The sequence below is a fragment of the Embleya sp. NPDC005971 genome, from assembly GCF_040629175.1.
Classification (GTDB): domain Bacteria; phylum Actinomycetota; class Actinomycetes; order Streptomycetales; family Streptomycetaceae; genus Embleya.
Genome location: NZ_JBEXUX010000022.1, coordinates 1 through 17,052 on the forward strand (window position 1 = coordinate 1; position 17,052 = coordinate 17,052).

Annotated in this window: 12 protein-coding genes, 1 pseudogene and 2 riboswitches; of the genes and pseudogenes, 6 read left to right on the forward strand and 7 right to left on the reverse strand. The window is 72.2% G+C overall.

The window, feature by feature from the left end; genetic code table 11:
* Positions 1 to 396, reverse strand: a pseudogene (locus tag ABZ374_RS20480) (hypothetical protein); the annotation flags it as partial.
* Between the two features lie 9 nt (positions 397 to 405).
* Positions 406 to 549, reverse strand: a riboswitch (cyclic di-AMP (ydaO/yuaA leader).
* A 545-nt stretch (positions 550 to 1,094) separates the two neighbouring features.
* Between ABZ374_RS20480 and ABZ374_RS20485 the strand changes: the two are divergent.
* A complete protein-coding gene (locus ABZ374_RS20485; RefSeq protein WP_360312967.1) occupies positions 1,095 to 6,125 on the forward strand; it encodes a DUF3320 domain-containing protein in 5,031 nt (1,676 codons plus the stop codon).
* Positions 6,126 to 6,381: 256 nt separating this feature from the next.
* Here the strand turns inward: ABZ374_RS20485 and ABZ374_RS20490 are convergent, their stop codons facing one another.
* Positions 6,382 to 7,065, reverse strand: a complete 684-nt coding sequence (locus ABZ374_RS20490) for a hypothetical protein (RefSeq protein WP_360312969.1) — start codon at positions 7,063 to 7,065, stop codon at positions 6,382 to 6,384.
* A gap of 138 nt (positions 7,066 to 7,203) precedes the next feature.
* Between ABZ374_RS20490 and ABZ374_RS20495 the strand changes: the two genes are divergently transcribed.
* Positions 7,204 to 7,848 (forward strand): helix-turn-helix domain-containing protein, encoded by a 645-nt coding sequence (locus tag ABZ374_RS20495; protein WP_360312971.1) that lies wholly within the window; start codon positions 7,204 to 7,206, stop codon positions 7,846 to 7,848.
* A 34-nt stretch (positions 7,849 to 7,882) separates the two neighbouring features.
* Here the strand turns inward: ABZ374_RS20495 and ABZ374_RS20500 are convergent, their stop codons facing one another.
* Complete coding sequence (locus ABZ374_RS20500) at positions 7,883 to 10,429, reverse strand: ABC transporter permease (protein WP_360312973.1); 2,547 nt, start codon at positions 10,427 to 10,429, stop codon at positions 7,883 to 7,885.
* Entirely contained in the window at positions 10,429 to 11,178 is a 750-nt protein-coding gene (locus tag ABZ374_RS20505; RefSeq protein ID WP_360313208.1) for an ABC transporter ATP-binding protein, read from the reverse strand. The genes ABZ374_RS20500 and ABZ374_RS20505 overlap by 1 nt, the downstream gene beginning before the upstream one ends.
* Positions 11,179 to 11,548: 370 nt before the next feature.
* Here ABZ374_RS20505 and ABZ374_RS20510 point away from each other — a divergent pair, with 370 nt between their 5' ends.
* Positions 11,549 to 11,761, forward strand: coding sequence for a DUF5708 family protein (locus ABZ374_RS20510; protein ID WP_360312975.1), 213 nt, complete (start codon positions 11,549 to 11,551; stop codon positions 11,759 to 11,761).
* Positions 11,762 to 11,885: 124 nt separating this feature from the next.
* Here the strand turns inward: ABZ374_RS20510 and ABZ374_RS20515 are convergent, their stop codons facing one another.
* The gene (locus ABZ374_RS20515; protein WP_360312977.1) at positions 11,886 to 12,623 is read right to left on the reverse strand and encodes an Ig-like domain-containing protein; all 738 of its coding nucleotides are present in this window, start codon (positions 12,621 to 12,623) and stop codon (positions 11,886 to 11,888) included.
* 244 nt (positions 12,624 to 12,867) lie between these two features.
* Positions 12,868 to 12,995: riboswitch (cobalamin riboswitch) on the forward strand.
* A gap of 59 nt (positions 12,996 to 13,054) precedes the next feature.
* Between ABZ374_RS20515 and ABZ374_RS20520 the strand changes: the two genes are divergently transcribed.
* From ABZ374_RS20520 to ABZ374_RS20530, 3 genes are all read left to right on the forward strand, one after another.
* Entirely contained in the window at positions 13,055 to 13,645 is a 591-nt protein-coding gene (locus ABZ374_RS20520) for a cob(I)yrinic acid a,c-diamide adenosyltransferase (protein ID WP_360312979.1), read from the forward strand.
* Positions 13,621 to 14,436 carry a (2Fe-2S)-binding protein gene (locus ABZ374_RS20525; protein WP_360312981.1) on the forward strand — a complete coding sequence of 272 codons (816 nt, stop codon included), beginning with the start codon at positions 13,621 to 13,623 and terminating at the stop codon, positions 14,434 to 14,436. Before ABZ374_RS20520 ends, ABZ374_RS20525 begins: the two co-directional genes overlap by 25 nt.
* A 343-nt stretch (positions 14,437 to 14,779) precedes the next feature.
* Complete coding sequence (locus ABZ374_RS20530) at positions 14,780 to 15,619, forward strand: hypothetical protein (RefSeq protein ID WP_360312983.1); 840 nt, start codon at positions 14,780 to 14,782, stop codon at positions 15,617 to 15,619.
* 43 nt (positions 15,620 to 15,662) lie between these two features.
* On the opposite strand, the gene ABZ374_RS20535 is transcribed toward ABZ374_RS20530, so the two are convergent.
* A complete protein-coding gene (locus ABZ374_RS20535) occupies positions 15,663 to 16,436 on the reverse strand; it encodes a phosphotransferase (RefSeq protein WP_360312985.1) in 774 nt (257 codons plus the stop codon).
* Between the two features lie 55 nt (positions 16,437 to 16,491).
* Positions 16,492 to 16,809 (reverse strand): hypothetical protein, encoded by a 318-nt coding sequence (locus tag ABZ374_RS20540; protein ID WP_360312987.1) that lies wholly within the window; start codon positions 16,807 to 16,809, stop codon positions 16,492 to 16,494.
* Positions 16,810 to 17,052: the final 243 nt, after the last annotated feature.

A 17,052-nucleotide genomic window follows, 5' to 3' on the forward strand; every position in this document is an offset into this window, starting at 1 on the left:
CTCGGGGTCGCCGCTGAGCGCGAGCGAGAGCGACGGGGGCAGGCCGCCGGTGCGGTACTGGTTGGCCGCCAGGACACCGATCTGGTCGCGCAGGGTGTTGAGCGCGGCCTGTTCCTCGGTGATCCGGGCCTGGGTCCGGCTCGCCGTGCCCTGCTGCTTGGTGATCTGCTCGTCGACGCCGTTGGCGGCTTCGGTGGCCTTGATCACTTCGCTGTGCAGTTGGTTGACGCGATCCTTGGTCTGCTGGAACGACTGCGCGGGGTCGGCGCTCGCGGTGCCGGCGAAGGTCATCACGCCGGTCATCGTCGCCGCGGCCGTGACGACGGTCGCTGCGGTACGCACGGCGGTGCGCGGCTTGGGCTTGCGGTGCTGCCCGGATCGACGTTGGGTCGCCACTGGTGGCGGGTCTCCTTCCTCGGCCGCCTACCGGGTTAGCTGACGGGTTCGGGCGGAAGAAGACGCCCTACGGTGCCGAGGCACCGATTCACCCCAGGGACTGCGAGGGTCCCCGGTTCCGGCTTCGCGTCGCAACGACGGCGATCACTCACCGTCACCAAAACTCGTCCCCGAATTCGGCGGAGGCGATCGTGTCGACCGGGATGGCCGACGTCGAACCGATCGCCTTATCGCAGAACGATAGTCACAGGGGTGTCACGGTCGGCACCGGGAGCCTCTGCATTGCCAAAACTTTACCAAGACTTCCGTTTCATTCTCCGCTTATTACGGGAAAAGCGCGTGGATGCCCGAAAATCGATCTTGGACCGATTTGCCAATGATTGGCGGCGTGGATCAGCCGCCGGCCCAACTCCATCGATGTCACCGAACGTGAGAAATTGGTCGTCCGCAGAGCTGTGGGCCGCAGGGGTTGTCGCGTCGGCTTCGGGGCCGCGGCGGTGCGCGATAAAGCCGAAGCCACGCGCCGCGAACGCGGTTCACGGTGTGGTTGTTTCGGAGTCGTCGATCGTCCGATGGGCCTTATGGGGACGGCTGTTCGGGTGACTGGTGCGTCGGACTGCCGGCACTGAATACTTACTGCGGCCGGGGGGCCGAGGTGGGGTGCCTCCTGTGCGTATCCGCTTCGGAGGTACGTCTGCATGCAGAGTTCGCGAACGGCCGGAGTTGCGCAGCCTGGCAGTGGGGACGACGCGGCGCTCGCGCGATTGAGGGGCGTCCTGGGCGGTTGGCGGGACTCGCTGCTCGACCTGGGCGGGCGGAACCGGCTGTTGAACTTCCGGCACACCCGCGTCGCCACTCTGGAGGTCGTCGCGCCGGACGCCGCCGCCGTGTTGGCCGGATTCGCTCGCGGCTGGCCGTTCGCTCCCGTCGAGTCCGACGGACGGGTCGAGGCAGGCACGGAGGCGGAGGAGGCCGAACCGGGCACCGAGACCTTCCTCGCGTACGACCTGGGTTCGGAGGCGGGCCGCACCGGTCGTGCCGACGGCCTGGTGACCCGGAAGAACACGCAGGCAGGGCTGGACGCGTCGCTCTACCAACTGCGGCAGAAGTCGGGTCAGATGTACATCGACTACGGCTTGTGGGTGCTCTGGCTGGGCGTCGGCATGTTGGAGTGGCGGGAGGCGGGCGCCGCGGAGACGTGCTTTGCTCCGCTGCTGCTCGTACCTGTGGAGCTTCGTCGGGACGCGCGGAGGCAGACGCGACTGCACCTGGCGGAGGACCAGGACCGGATCCACAATCCCGCGCTCGCGGTCAAGTTGGAGCAGTTGGGTGTCGACTGGAGCACGGTGGCCGACTGCGACGTGCTCGATTCCGACGCGGTCCTGTCGGCAGCCCGGGAGGTCGCGGGCACGCAGCAGGGTTGGTCGGTCGAGGACCGCGTGGTGCTCGGCCTCTTCTCGTCGCACAAGGAGGCCATGTACCAGGACCTCCAGCAGAACGAGGAGCGCATCCTGGCCCATCCGCTGGTGCGAGCCGTCGGCCTCGGCCCCGACGCGGGACTGCCCGACGACCTGATCGACTTCGAGCCGCCCGAGATCGACCGCATCGACGAGATCCAACTGCCCGAGCGGACCCCGCTCGTGCTGAACGCGGACTCCTCGCAGCGGCAGTGCATCGCGGCCGCGCTGGACGGGCGTTCCTTCGTGATGAGCGGTCCGCCCGGTACCGGCAAGAGCCAGACGATCACCAACATGATCGCCGCACTCATGCATGCCGGCCGGTCCGTTCTGTTCGTCAGCGAGAAGGCCGCGGCGCTCGACGTCGTCCGTAATCGGCTCCGAGGTGTCGGCCTCGGGGACTTCGTAATGGCCCTGCACAGCGGTGACACCGGCAAGAAGGCGGTGGCGACCGAGCTGGAGCGGGTGCTGACCACCGAGGTACGGATCACCGGGGCGGCCGAGCACGAACTCGATCGGGCCCGTCGCCTGCGCGAGGAGCTGTCCGCCTATGCGGCGGCGATGAACCACACCCGTGAACCGCTCGGCCGTTCCCTGCACGACGTCCTGGGCCGCCTGGTGCTGCTGGAGCAGGCGGACACGCCGCAACTCACCCTCGGCGCGCGGAGCACCGACACGATCCGCCGACTCGAAGCCGGACACCTGGGGTCGATCGTGGCGGCGGCGGGCGCCGTCGGACGGGCCTGGCGGCCGGCGGCGGAACGTGAGGCGTTCGTCTGGCGCGGGTTGAAGAGGGACTCCGCTCCCACCGCTGTGCTCGCCGAGGCCGCCGAGGCACTCGCCGACCTGGGTACGGCTGCCGAGCGTCGTCCGTTCGGGGCCACCATTCCCCAACCGCGCGCCGTGCCCGACCTACGCAGGGTCGTGACCACGTTGGAGGCGGGCCTGCCCGGACGAGACCCGGCCGCGGTCGGCACCGCCGGTGCCGGGCTCTCGGACGATCCCTCCGCCGGGTTTGCGCGGTTGGCCGAGCTGTTCGCACTGCCCGAGCCGCAGAGCATGCAGGCCGCCTTCGGCCTGCTGCAACTCGTCGATCTGACCTCCGCGGCCCGACGGCCGCCCGCACGATGGTTCGACGAGGACGGGCTGCGCGCGGCACATCGAGCGGCCGGGGAGTTGCAGGTCGCGTTTGCCGCCTGCGCGGTCGCGCGTGCGGCAGCGGAGGACGTCTTCGGTGAACAGGTCCTGCAAGCAGAGGAGTTGCCTGCCCTGATCGGGAGGTTCGCCGAGCAGCACCGGGGTGTGTTCGGGCGGCTGTCCTCCCGGTATCGCGAGGATCGCGCGGCGGCGGTCGCGCTCACCCGCGCCGGTTGGCACAAGACCGTGCCCCAACGCCTGACCGACGCCCTGGCCTGGCACGACGCCGCGGCCGAGGTCACTCGGCTGATGACTCTGCATCAGGAGGCGCTGGGCCCCTGCCTTCCGCGCGGCGCGGACGACCTGCCGTCCCTGCGGGCGGTGCTGGACATCGCGGACCGAATCGCCGAACTCACCCGAGGCATCGGTCGGCGGGACATTCTGGTGTCCCGTCTGGCCGACGGCGTCGAGTTCGACCCGGTGCCGGGACTGGTGGCTCGGGACGTCCGTGGCGCGTTGGGACACTGGTGCGACGTCGCGACGCTGCGTATCGCGCGCTGGGCGCAGTCCTCGACAGCGCTGCTCGACCTCTTCGAGGAACCTCGTCGGGTCGGGTTGTCCGCCGCCCTGCTGGGCACCTTCGATCAGGCCCGGCAGGCCGTCGACGAGCTCCGGGACGACCCGCGCGGCCCGGAGGAATGGCAGGCCCACCGCGCCGGACTGGACGTGCTGGCCCGGCACGGTGTCGAGGAACTCGTTCCTCGTGCCGTCGAACGAGGCGTTCTTCCCGAGCAGTTGCCCGACGTCGTCGAACAGGCGGTGCTGAAGTGCTGGGCGGACGATCTGCTCGGTACGGATCCCCGCCTCACCACCACTCGTTCGGCGGACCTGGACGCCCGGGTGGCCGACTTCCGGGAGGCGGATCGTCGGCTCGTCGCCGCCGCGAGCGGAGCCGTGATCGAGGCATGCAACGCGCGCCGCCCACGCCGTTTCAGTGGCGGGCCGGCCCTGGTGATCAAGCAACAGGCGGAGCTGAAGCGTCGTCACATGCCGGTGCGGGAACTGCTCGGTCGCACCCGCGAAGTCGTTCGGCTGATCAAGCCGTGCTTCATGATGAGTCCGTTGACGGTGAGCCAATTCCTGCCCCCGGACTATCACTTCGACGTGGTGATCTTCGACGAGGCGTCACAGGTGCGCCCGGCCGACGCGATCAATTGCGTGTACCGGGCGGGCTCGCTGATCGTGGCGGGCGACGAGAAGCAGTTGCCGCCGACATCCTTCTTCGACTCGTCGGTGGAGGACGATTCCGACCAATACGACGAGGAGGCTCCGCACAGCTTCGAGTCCCTGCTGCACGCCTGCAAGGCGGGTGCACTGCGCGAGTTGTCGCTGCGCTGGCACTACCGAAGCCGGCACGAGGACCTGATCACGTTCAGCAACAGGTCGTTCTACGGCAACTCCATGGTGACGTTTCCCGGGGCGCTGGACCACGGCAACGACATCGGTGTCGAGTACTTCCACGCGCACGGTGTCTACGACCGCGGCGGACGGCGGGACAACCGCCTGGAAGCGGAGATGGTCGCCCGGCGGGTCATCCACCACTTCGACACCCGACCCGGCCGCACGCTGGGCGTCGTCGCCCTGTCCCAGGCTCAGGCCGCGGCCATCGATCAGTCCGTTCAGCAGGCCCGGTTGCTGCGTCCCGACCTGGACCACTGCTTCACCGAGGATCGGCTCGACGGGTTCTTCGTCAAGAACCTCGAATCGGTCCAAGGCGACGAGCGGGACGTGATGATCATGTCGATCGGGTACGGCCCCGACGAGAACGCCAAGTTCGGCACGAACTTCGGGCCGATCAACAAGGGTGGTGGTTGGCGCCGCCTCAACGTCGCCGTCACCCGGGCGCGCTTGCGCATGGAGGTCGTCGCCTCCTTCCGCGCCGGCAGCCTGGCCGATGGCACGAACGAGAGTGTTCAGCACCTCAAGCGGTATCTGGACTACGCGGAGAACGGCCCGGCCGTCCTCGCGCAGGATGTGGTCCAGGCCGACGCCGAACCGGACAGCCCCTTCGAGGAGTCGGTGCTGCAGGTGCTGCGCGACTGGGGCCATCGCGTGCAGCCGCAGGTCGGGGTCGCCGGATACCGCATCGACATGGGGGTACGGCATCCGGAGTTCCCCGGTTCCTACGCCCTGGGCATCGAGTGCGACGGTGCGATGTACCACTCGTCGAGGACGGCTCGGGATCGCGATCGGCTGCGGGAGGAGGTGCTTGCCGGGTTGGGCTGGCGGCTCCACCGCATCTGGGGCACCGACTGGTATCGCGGGCGGGCCGCCGCCGAGGCGAGATTGCGCGCCGCGGTCGAGGCGGCGATCGAACGGGGACCGATGTCGACGACCACCGCGGCCAGGCCGGCGACGTCCGCTGCCGGGGACGAGCCGGACCGTGTCCCGGACGTGGGGCCGCCGGTCCGGCTCCCCGACACCTCGACCTCCTCCGATGTTCCCGGCCCGCGGAACGGCATGTCGCCGACCGTCCCGGCACCCGTGGAGCATGACCGGGTCCCGGTCGACACCGAGCCCGACCGGCCGTGGAGTTCCCGGTACGAGGTGTGCGTGTCGATCGCCGGCTCGCCGTACGAACTGCACACCCCGGAGGCCCGCCCCGCGCTGCGCGACATCCTGACCCGGGTCGTCGGGGTCGAGGGGCCCATCCACGAGGAGTTGTTGGTGCAGCGCGCGCGGGAGGCCTGGGGGGTGGCCCGGGCGGGCGCCCGGATCCGTGAAAACGTGCAGGAAGTGGTGCGTGGTCTCGTCCGCACCGGGCGGGTCGGGGTCGACGGCGAGTTCCTGGATGTGACCGACCGGGAGCGGCCGGCCGCCCGGGTACCGGCGGAGGGCGAGGCGCCGCGCAAAGCCGCGCACATCGCGCCGGCGGAAAGGCAACTGGCGCTGTACGAACTGGCCGCCGAGTGCCCGGGCATGTCTCGGGAGGAACTGGTCCGGCACGCCTGCGAGTTCTTCGGCTGGCGACGGATGGGTCGGGACATCCGCGGTTTCCTGGACTCCGACATCGACGAATTGCACCGTCGCGGTCGCCTGAAGGAGGCGGACGGATACCTCACCGCGATCGCATGACGCGAGCCGGCGGGCCCGAGGCGTCGACCGGCGCCCGGGCCCGTCGGCCGACCGGGCGACGCGCTCACCGTGGTGTCGGCGGCGAAGCGGGAACGGCCGACCTGCCCGGCGGGGTGGGCCCGTGGTGTCGGCGGATGGTGGTGAGCAGGCGGTACAGGTCGGTACCGGGAGGGCGCCGAGGGGTGGGGCCAGGAGGTAGGGCCACAGGCTGGTGGTGTGGCCGGAGAGTAGCGCCGGGCCGAGTCGGCGAGGTGGGTCAGGCCGCCCGGCGGGCGGCTTCCAGCCAGTTGCGGAATTCGCAGGCGAAGTGCCACTGGTGGCCGACGAAGACGTGCTCGGGGGCGCTCGTCGGGAACTGGATGGTCAGCCGGATCCGCAGGCCGTTCGCGCCGTCGCCGAACTCGTGCATGACGCGGGCGATTTCGGTGCCGTCGGCCAGTCGGCCGGTGCCGCCGATGCGTACCGGGTAGGTCTCGTGGCCCGGGTCGGCGATCGCGACGCCGTCGTGGAAGGTGAGGAAGAAGCGCAGCGGCCCGGAGCCGATCGTCTCGATGATCTCGACCAGGCCGTCGGCGGAGTTCGCGAGGTAGTGCTCGGGGTTGGCCGCGAGCAGCGCGACCCGGTCGGCGCTGCCGAGCCGGCCCTGCCACCAGGTCAGGAAGGTGTGCGCGTCGATGCCCTCGACCTCCATCTCGGTGACCGCGGACCGCCACTCGCCGTGCGCGGTACCGGGCAACGGGGCCATTGCCGCGTCCGCGGCGAGCAGGTCGGGGGCGAGCAGTTCGCGCGTGCGCTCGTCGCCGATTCGCGCCTTGAGCAGGGCGAGCGCGGTCCGGGCGCGGTTCAGTTCCCAGTCGAGGACGTCCTGCTCCGGGTGCTCGATGCCGTCGATCACGGTGCGGATGGTGAGGGGTTCGGTGCGGGTGCCGGGGGTGCCCATAATCTGCTCCTTCCAAATCAAGCGGAGAACTTCTCTCCGGTTTGAGAACGGTAGCATAGGCGGAGAGAAACTCTCCGATTAACTCTCGGGTGTGGTCGACCCTTCCCGTACACCCCGACCAGCGAAGGACGGTGCACCATGCGCGCGGACGCGGCACGCAGCAGACGGCGGATCCTCGACGCGGCCCGGGACGTCTTCCTCGAACGCGGTCTGGAGGCGCCTTTGGACCTGATCGTGCGCCGGGCCGGCATCGGGCCCGCCACGCTGTACCGGCGCTATCCCGACCGGGAGTCGCTGGTCCGCGACCTCACCGGGGATCTGCTGGGCCGATTGGAGCTGGCCGCCGAGGAGGCGGCGACGGTGGACGACGACGCGTTCGCGGCGGTTCGGCGTTTCGTGCATGCCGCGGCCGATCTGCGGATGGGGGCGGTCATCCTGGTACTCCTCGAAGGACTGGTCGTGGACGCCGAGTTGGTTCGGATCCGGACCGCGACCGCGAGTACCGTCGAGGCGCTGATCGAGGCCGCGCACGCGGCGGGCACGCTGCGCCCCGACGTCGGCATGGGCGACCTGGTCCTGCTCTCGATCCGGCTGTCCCGCCCGCTCCCCGGCGGCCTGGACCGGCTCGACCCGGACGGCGCGGTGCTGCACCACCATCTCGATCTGGCCCTGGACGGCCTGACCACGCGCGCGGCCGGGGACGCCGCCCCGACGCCCCGCACCCCGCTGTCCTTCGAGGACCTGATCACCGCCGCCGACCGCCCGACGGTCCCCGACCGCTGAGCCGGCCCGCCCGCCGAGCGGCCCCGGCCACGCCTCAGCCCTGCGCCATCGCCACCGGCCCGGTCCGCAACGCCCGCCACGTGGGCAGCAACGTCGCCGCGAAGGTGAGCGCCGCCGCCGTACCGACCACCGCCGCGTAGATGCCGATCGGCCCCGTCGGCAACCACGAGTCGGTGAGCGACAGGCTGAACGGGACCACCGCCGCGGCCGCCGCGACGGTGCCCAGGATCACGCCGATCAACGTGGTGAGCGCCGCCTCGACCGCGGACATGTGCATGATCTGGGCCCGGGTCGCGCCGTTGAGGCGTTGCAGGGCGAACTCGCGGCGCCGGTTGTGCGTGGCCAGGATCAGCGAGTTGACCAGGGACAGCGCGGTGTACAGGGTCAACATGCCGATGATCAGGTAGTTGGCCCACGCCTGGGTCTTGGATTCCTCGGCGTGCGTCTCCAGCAGCGCGTCCCGGGAGGCGGCACGAACTCCCGGATGTTCCTTGGCCCATGCCCCCAGCGAGGCGACCAGACGGTCGGCGTCGGTGCCCGGTGCCGCGCGGATCAGGATCTGCGCGGGCAGCCCATCGGTGGTGTGCGGCGCGAGCAGCGACACCGGCAGCAGCAACGAGTCGTAGCCCGGCCGGCTCCCGAACAGCGCGACCACCCGAACGTCGGCCGAACTCCCGTCGCCCAGCCGCAGCCGGATCGTGTCGCCGAGCCCGCGGTGGATCGAGCGGGCCAGGCTCTCGGGCAGCGCCACGGTATTGCCGCGCAACTCGGTCAGCGACCCGGAGGTGGCGCTCACCCCGGTGGTGGCGAGACCGAACTCGGTGTCGATGCCCTGGAGTCGCAGGCCGTGTCGACCGTCCGGCGCGGTCCGCGGCTGCTCGATGAAGCCGGCACTCGCGGTGTACGCACTCGCGCTCGCGACGCCGGGAATCGTGCGCACCCGGTCGACCAGGGCCGGGTCGAGGCCGCCGCCCGCACCGGTCAACACCGCGTCGGCCCGCAGGGTTTCCGTGTACACGCGTTCGGCGTGCGTGGTCGTGGTGGTCTGCAGGTACAACTCGCCGGTGCTGATCGCCACCGCGAGCATGATCGGCGTCACCACGGCGGCCGTCCGTACCGAGGTGACCCGCGAGCCGAGCATCGCGATCCGGCCGGACTCGCCGGTCAGCGCGCCCAGCGGGCCGGACAACATCCGGGTCAGCAGCTTGGTCAGGCCGGGGGCGAGCAGGGCCAGGCCGATCGCGGCGCAGATCACCGCCGGGCCCGCGGTGCTCGCGGCCACCGGACCCTCCAGGACGTACACCGTGACCAGACTCAGAGCGGTGGCGCCGGCCAGCGCGAGCAGCGCGAACGCGAGCCGGAACCAGTTGAACCAGCGCGGCTGGAAGGCGGATTCGGCGAGTGCCTCGGTCGGCTTGGCGGTCACCGCGCGCCGCGCGCCGACGAAGCCGCCGACCAGCGCGGTCAGCAGCACCGCGCCCGCCGCGGCCACCGCCGGGATCCAGCCCTGCTCGAACTCCACGGTCTCGGCGACCATGTCCGAGGCGACCAGCCGGTCGAAGAGCACCCGGCCGGCCGCCGGCCCGGTGAACCAGGCCACGCCCGCCGCCAGGACGGTCACCAGGAACGTCTCGCCGAGCAACATCCGGCGCAACTGGCGGGGCGTGGCGCCGATCGCGCGCATCAGCGCGAACTCGCGCCGGCGCTGCTGCACGGACAGCCCGATGGTGCCGGCCACCACGAACACCGCGACCGAGACCGCCAGGCCGCCGAAGACGCCGGCGAGGGAGATCAGGTCCGACTTGTTCGCCAGGATCTCGGGGTGCTCGACCGCGCCGCGATCGTCACCGGCCAGGATCCGGACGTGATGGTCGTGCAGTGCCCCGGCGACCCGCTTGCGCAGCGCGCCGAGATCGCTACCCGGGGCGGCCACGATCGCGATGTCGGCGACGGTGCCGGCGGGCGTCGCGAGCCGGTCCGCCTGCGCCGCCGCGAAGAACACGCCGGCCTGCGAGACGGTACGCGCGGCCCGGGCGATGCCGCTGACCCGGTACGCGCTCGCGCCGCCGTGCGCGGCGATCTCGACCCGATCGCCCACGGCCACCCCGGCGCGGCGCGCGAGCGTACTGTCCAGCACCACCTCGTCGGCCCCGACCGGCGCGGCGCCCTGCGCGAGCAGGTACGGCGTCAGGGCTGCGGAATCCCACGCGTGGCCCTGCGCCCCGTGGTTGCCGGCGGGGCCGATCAGCGCGGCCTCGAAGGTCTGTTCGCCGACCGCCGCCCGCACCCCCTCCAACGCCCGCACCCGAGCCACGAGCCCCACGGGCAACGGGGTGCGCTCGGCCAGTGCGAAGTCCCGCTCGCGGTCGCCGGAACCGTCGCGCGGACCGGTGAAGGTGGGATCGCCGATCACCAACAGCGAAGCCTGCGCCAGGCGTTGCGGCGGCGCGTTGTTGCGGACCCCGGTTTCGAGCAGCCCGCCACAGGCCATCACCACGGTCGCGCCGAAGCACAGCGCGATGAAGGTGGCCACGAAGCCACCGGCCCGAAAGCGCAGCGTGCGCAGGGCGAGCCCCCACATCAGCGGACCCTGCCGATCGGCCCGGGTCGGCCCGGCCCCGGCGCGTCCGCGAACGCGCCCAGGTGGGTCATCCGCTCGGCGATGGTGTCCGCCGTCGGCGCGCTCACCCGGTCCGCGATCCGGCCGTCGGCCAGGAAGACCACGTGGTCGGCATAGGAGGCGGCGACCGGGTCGTGCGTGACCATCACGACGGTTTGGCCGTCGATCCGTACGGATTCCCGGAGCAGGCCGAGCACCTCGGCCGCGGTCCGGGTGTCCAGCGCACCGGTCGGCTCGTCCGCGAACAGCACGGCGGGCCTCACGACGAGCGCGCGAGCGATCGCGACCCGCTGCTGCTGGCCGCCGGACAACTCGTGCGGTCGGTGTCGGGCCCGGTCGGTAAGGCCCACGTGCGCGATCACCTCGGCGACACGCCGGCGGTCGGCGCGTTTGCCCGCGAACCGCATCGGCAGCGTGATGTTCTGTTCCACAGTGAGCGTGGGCAGCAGGTTGAACGCCTGGAAGACGAAGCCGATGCGTTCCCGGCGGAGCTTGGTCAGCGCGTTCTCGTTCAACTCGGCGAGGTCCTGGCCGGCCACCGTGACCGTGCCCGACGTGGGTCGGTCCAGACCGGCCGCGCAGTGCAGGAAGGTGCTCTTGCCGGAGCCGGACGGGCCCATCACGGCGGTGAACGAGCCCTGCCCGAACGTGATGTCGACCCCGTCGAGGGCGGCCACCGACGCGGAGCCCCGGCCGTGGACCTTGCGCACCGCGTCGAGCCGGACGGCCGGCGGGCCGGCGCCCTCCCACTCGGCCGGCGCCGTGTACCACTCGTGTGTCGGTTGCCCGCCCACGTCGATTCTCCCGCCGATCCGGCCGCCACCCCGTGTACGGCACCGGGTCCAACGCTAGGAGCGCGAATCGCCCCTGCCCATGGGGTCGGCCACCGTCCGAGGGTGGGGCCGGCCCCACCTGCGCCCCCGGCGGGCCGGGTCCGCCGAAGCCGCTCGCGGGCCGGAAATCGGGCCCCGCCTGGGCCGAAGTGTGTACGCCGGGTCGTCCTCGCGGAGGGCGTGCCGGCCCCGGCCCCGGACCTAGCCTCGTGGGCATGTCCGCAGGTCGAGTGGAGGAGGGAAGAACATGACGAAGGCACGCGGTTCGTTGACGGCCAGCCTGGCGAGCGCGCTGGTGGGCGCGGCCCTGAAGCTGTTCGCGGACGACGTCGACACACCCGTGATCGCGCTCGGGAAGATCGGCGTCGTGCTGCTGATCGTCGGCATCGCCGAAGTGCTGTACGGGCTCTACCGGTTGACCCGCGAGGCCGGGGAGGCCCGGGAGGCCCGAAAGCCCTGACCGGGTGCGCCGAGCGCGGCGAACGGCCCGGTGATCGCGTCCCGACTGCTTTCCGGTCGCTTCCCGATCGCTTCGGTGATCGGTTCGGTGACCGGCCCGGCGATCGGCCCGCCGATCACCCCGTTCAGCGCACCTGCCGCCGCCCCGGCCGACGGTGCGCCACCCAACCCAGGATGCCCGCGCCGAGCAACGCCGAGCCCAGGAAGGCCGACAGCAACAGCCCGCCGCCCGAATCGTGCCCGCCCTGCCGCGTCACGGCCGCCGGCGCCCGCAGTTCGTCGACGCCGCGAGGCACGCCGAGCCGGCCCGTCCTCGGCTCGACCGCCCGTTCCGCCGCTCCCGGATCGGCCGCCACGTCGATCCGCACGGTCGCGGTGGCCTGGCGGCCGAGCCGGTCGACGATCGTGTAATGGAAGCCGTCGCGCCCGGCGAAGCCCGGCCCCGGCGTGTAGCGCAACACGGCCTCCGTCGTGCCCTCGTCCGGAGCGCCCTCGACGTCGAGGACCAGACCGTGCTCGGGATTGGTGTGCGACACCAGGGCCAGCCCCTCACCGGTGTCGCCGGCCAGCACCGGGACGTCCACCGACTGCCCGGCGCGAGTGCCGACCCGATCCGTGACGGCCCGCGGCGCGGCCGGCATCGGCGCTCCGAACCCGCCGTTCGGCCGTACCCGGTCGACACGCGAGCCCGGAGCGGAGTCGCCGGCCGGGCCGGCGACCACGGGCGGCAGCGACGGGATGGGCACCACGGCAACGGCGGGGCACCCGGCGCCCACACCGAACAACACCGCGCACCACACGAGCACCACACCGACTCGACGCATCCGGACGGCCGGTTCGGGTGTTCCGGAAACCGTGGCCACACAATCCTCCGGCACTCTGGTCCGGACACGGCCGGATCTGGGATGGGTCGGCCGGCGCCCGCCGGATCCGATGCCGGCCGAGGGAGCCGCTCTCGAACCCCGATCCTGTGCGCAGTGCCCACCGGTTCGCGACGCGGCACGCGGAGCGGCGGCGAGCTTCACCCACAAGCGTGGACCGACCGGGCCCGACAGTGGACCCGGCCCGGCGCGCGTGTCATGGTGGGAGGCGCTATGCGACGGCGGTACGAGGAAGTCGGTGTGAATCCGACGCGGTCCCGCCACTGTGATCGGGGAGCGACTCCCACACCGGCCACGACCCCGCGACGGGGTGGGAAGGCCGGGAGGAGCGAAGAGCCGAGAGCCAGGAGACTCACGTCGTCGCCACCTCACCAACCGGGGCGGATTTCCCCGAGAGAGGCCGGTGCTGCGCCATGTCCTTGGTACTGAGCCGGATCTACACCCGTACCGGCGATGCCGGTACCACCGCGCTGGGCGACAACTCCCGGACGCGCAAGACCGATCCGAGGTTGGCGGCCTACGCCGACACGGACGAGACCAACGCGGCGATCGGGGTCGTGCTCGCGCTCGGCGACCCGGAGCCGCAGACCCGTGCGGTGTTGGCCCAACTGCAACACGACCTGTTCGACGTCGGCGCGGACCTGTGCGCGCCGATCGCCGAAGGCGACACCCGGCTGCGGATCACCGAGGCCGACGTGGCCCGGCTGGAGGAGCACTGCGACGCGTTCAACGCGGAACTCCCCACGCTGCGCTCGTTCGTCCTGCCCGGCGGCAGCCCCGCCGCGGCCCTGCTGCACGTGGCCCGCACCGCGGCCCGGCGCGCCGAACGTTCGACCTGGGCGCTGATCGAGGCGGACGAACCGGCGGCGGGTGGGTCCGCGACGGTGAACCCGCTCACCGCGCGCTACCTCAACCGGCTGTCCGACCTGCTGTTCGTGCTCGCCCGACGGGCCGACGCGGGTGGCGCGGGTGATCTGCTGTGGCGTCCGGGCGACAACCGCTGAGCGGTTCGGCGGCACGGCCCGAGGTCGGCGACGCGATGGCCCGAGTCGCCGAGGTGGGGCCCTACTTCGTGCTGCGGACCGGAGCGATTGCCGACGGCGCGGGCTTTCGGCCGTTGGTCGAGTTGTACGACCGCGCCGCGCCCGACGCGTGGGCGGCCCGGGTGGAGTACGTGCGGGGCCGGTTGCGCACCGACGAGCCGCGGGTCGCCGCGTCGATCCTGTACCTGGGCGTGGCCTCGCGGTTGTGGTCGGTGGCGCTCGGCGCGGCGGTGCTCGGTCGGGTCGTGCCGGACCTGGACCCGGTCCGGACGCACTGGCGCTTCCCGGCGAGCGGTGCGATCGAACTGTGGGCGCCGGATCCGATCCCGACGCCGGTGCTCGCGGACCGGGCCGGGATCGACCGGGTGTACGCCGCGGTGATGACCGCGCACCTGGTGCCGCTGGCCCGGGCCACTCGGGCGGTGGTGCCGATCGCGGAGCGCCTGCTGGCCGGCAACGCCGCGTCGGCGCTGGTCGGTGCGGCCCGGGTGCTGCACCGGCACCCGGCGCCGGACGAGCCGGAACTCGTGACGACGACCCGGTCGTTCGCCGACGGTCTGTTGGCCACGGGCCTGCTGCGAGGGAGTGGGCTGCACGGCGCCCTGGGCGCGTTCCGGCGCACCACGTGCTGCCTGTACTACCGGATTCCCGGCGGCGGTACGTGCGGCGACTGCGTCTTCCACGACAAGCCGCCGCAACCGACCCGGGTCCGGATCGGGTCGTCGGCGCGCGGGCGTGACGGCGCACACTGACCGCGTACGATCGCCCGCTCGGCCCCCGGGACGCGCTCCGGATCCGGCCGAGCGGGTGATCCATCGGACACGCCGCCGCGCATCCGGGTGACATTCCCGGATCTGCGGCGCGGACTTTCCTAGCCTCGTCCCGGAGACACCGATTCCGGCATCGACGCACCGAACGCCGGGACCGTGTCCTCGGTCCTGCCGGGTCTGCGCCCCCGGCAGGATCGGGGAGACGGCCCCGGCCGTCGAAGGGCCGCCGAGGACGAATGACCGGCCGCTCGCCGGGCAGACGTAGGGCGCGCGGTCCTCGGCGATGACGCGAGGACATCGAGACCGTGAAGAGGAGTACGCACCGATGAGTACCCCAGGCCGAGAGCCCGGCGGCAGGTCCGCGTCGCGCGAGCCCGACGAGATTGCCGTCGACCCGACCGTGCCACCGCCCGCCGATTCCGTCGTCGAACCCCGCGTGCCGTCCGAGCTTCCCCGGCAGGAGCGCACACCCGGCCACAAACAGGAGCAAGTGGACCACGCCGTGGAGGAGTTGACCCAGGCCGAGCCGCCCGAGGCGATCCACCGCAAGGTCGGCGAGGCGGCCGAGCGGATCGACCGCGCCGCGCCGCGCACCCGGCGCCGGGCGCAACGGATCGCGGCCGCCGTGGCCGACCGGGCCGAGTCGGCCGAGGACGCGGTCCGCGACCGGGCCGACCAGGCCAAGGAGACCACCCGACACAGGACCGCGCAGGCCAAGGAGGCCGCCGTGCACCGCGCCGAACAGGCCAAGGAGACCGCCGGACATCGCGCCGAACAGGCCAAGGAGGCCGTCGAGCGCCGGGCCGAGCAGGTCAAGGAGGCCGCCGGTCACCGGGCCGAACAGGCCAAGGAAGCCGCCGGCCACCGTGCCGAACAGGTCAAAGAGGCCGCCGGCCACCGCGCCGAGCAGGTCAAGGAAGCCGCCGGCCACGGCGCCGCCCGGGCCCGCGAGGTGGCGGGAAACCGGGTCGGCCACGCCAAGGACCGCACCGTCGAGGTCGGCCACGCGGCCGGCAACCAGCTCTTCGACCACACCCCCGACCCGCTCCGGCACGCGAGCCTGGCCGGCGCGGCGGAGGTCCGCAGCCGTCCGATCCCCGCCGCCATCGCTGCGGCGACGACCGTCCTGGTCCTGATCTGGGCGCTCCGCAGGTCGCGCCGATAGGGACGAGGGCGCGACGACCCGCCGGCACCCGGCTCCCGGGCGCTCAGCCGGCCGACGCCTCCCGCGTCCACATCCGCAACACCCGTCGGGTCGCCTCGTCCGCGCCGGGCCCGTACCTCGCGGGCGCCGTCGCGGCGATCGCGACCCGTACGTCCGCCTCCGACCGCCCCGCGCCCCGCGCGTACTCGGCCGGCAACGCGGCATTGAGCTCCGAGGCCGACTCCGGCTCGGCCGCGTGGGCCAGGATCAACCCGGTCAGGTCCTCGCCCGGCAGCCCGTAGCCCACATGCGACCAGTCCAACAGCACGAAGTCCTCCTCCCGCGCGATCAGATTCACCGGACGCAGATCCAGGTGGCACGGTACGTACGGCAGTTCGGCGGCGCGTTCCGCCAGCGGTCCGACCGGGGACGGGGGTTCGAACAACCAGAGTGGCGCGTCCGGGCGCGGCGCGGCCTGCGCGGCGCCGAGTCGGCGGGCGAAATCGATCCATCGGGGCAGGTCCCACGTGGTCCCGGACCGCCCTCGCACGTAGTCGAGCCACAGCGCCACCGACCCGTCCGGTCGCCGGTCGGCCCGCAACGCCCGGGGCGCGGTCAGCCCGAAGGCGGCGTACACGGTGGGCGCGAAGCCGCTCTCGTACGCCTCGACCTCACGGGCCCAGTAGCGCGGATTGGCGGACGCCGTACCGTCCGGCGTCGCGAGTTTGAGCACCGCGTCGGCGCCACTGCCGCGCACATGCCAGACGTCGGAGTGCGCGGACAGCGGCGCGGCGCCCAGCGGGGAGCCCAGTTCGGGCGGTACGGATTCGATACGCACCGGCGGCGGCGCGGGGGGCTCGCTCAGGGTCGCCTCCGGGACGGTGCGCCTGTGGTCAACGAAGGACCGGGGCTCGGGGCGGGCGTCGGCGACCGATGTGGTGCCGGTAGGCGATCGGCGAATCGGGGCGGCGGGCGTGCCGGGCCCGTCCCGATCGCGCGGTGTGCCCGGTCGGCCGAGGCACGGCGGGCAGCGCGGCTGCGGCCGGCGCGGCGGTCGCGGTGGCGGGTTCGACCGCCGGTCGTGTGGTCGGCGGTACGGGTGTCGGATTCGGCAGGGCCTGGGGCCCCAACATGTGGTCCTCCAGCCAGGCCAGCCCGGGTATCAGCAGGAACATCACAATCAGTGCAAGCAGGGCGAGAACCAAGTACATGACGTCCGCCTGGGGGTGAGCGTGTCCGGGCCGTAGTGAGCCCCTAGCCGGTTGGGGTTGGCGCAAACGTGACGGTTAGGCAACGGGCCCGTCGTCCCAGGTCCGGAGATGATCGCTTCTGATCAACGGCTGAGCCGTGTGGGTGACGCCTCAAGGCGCCCTTCAGGGTGTCGTTCCAGGTGTCGTTCCAAGTGTCGTTCCAGGCGCGGTGATCACCTGACCGAAGTCCTCGACGCCGCCCCG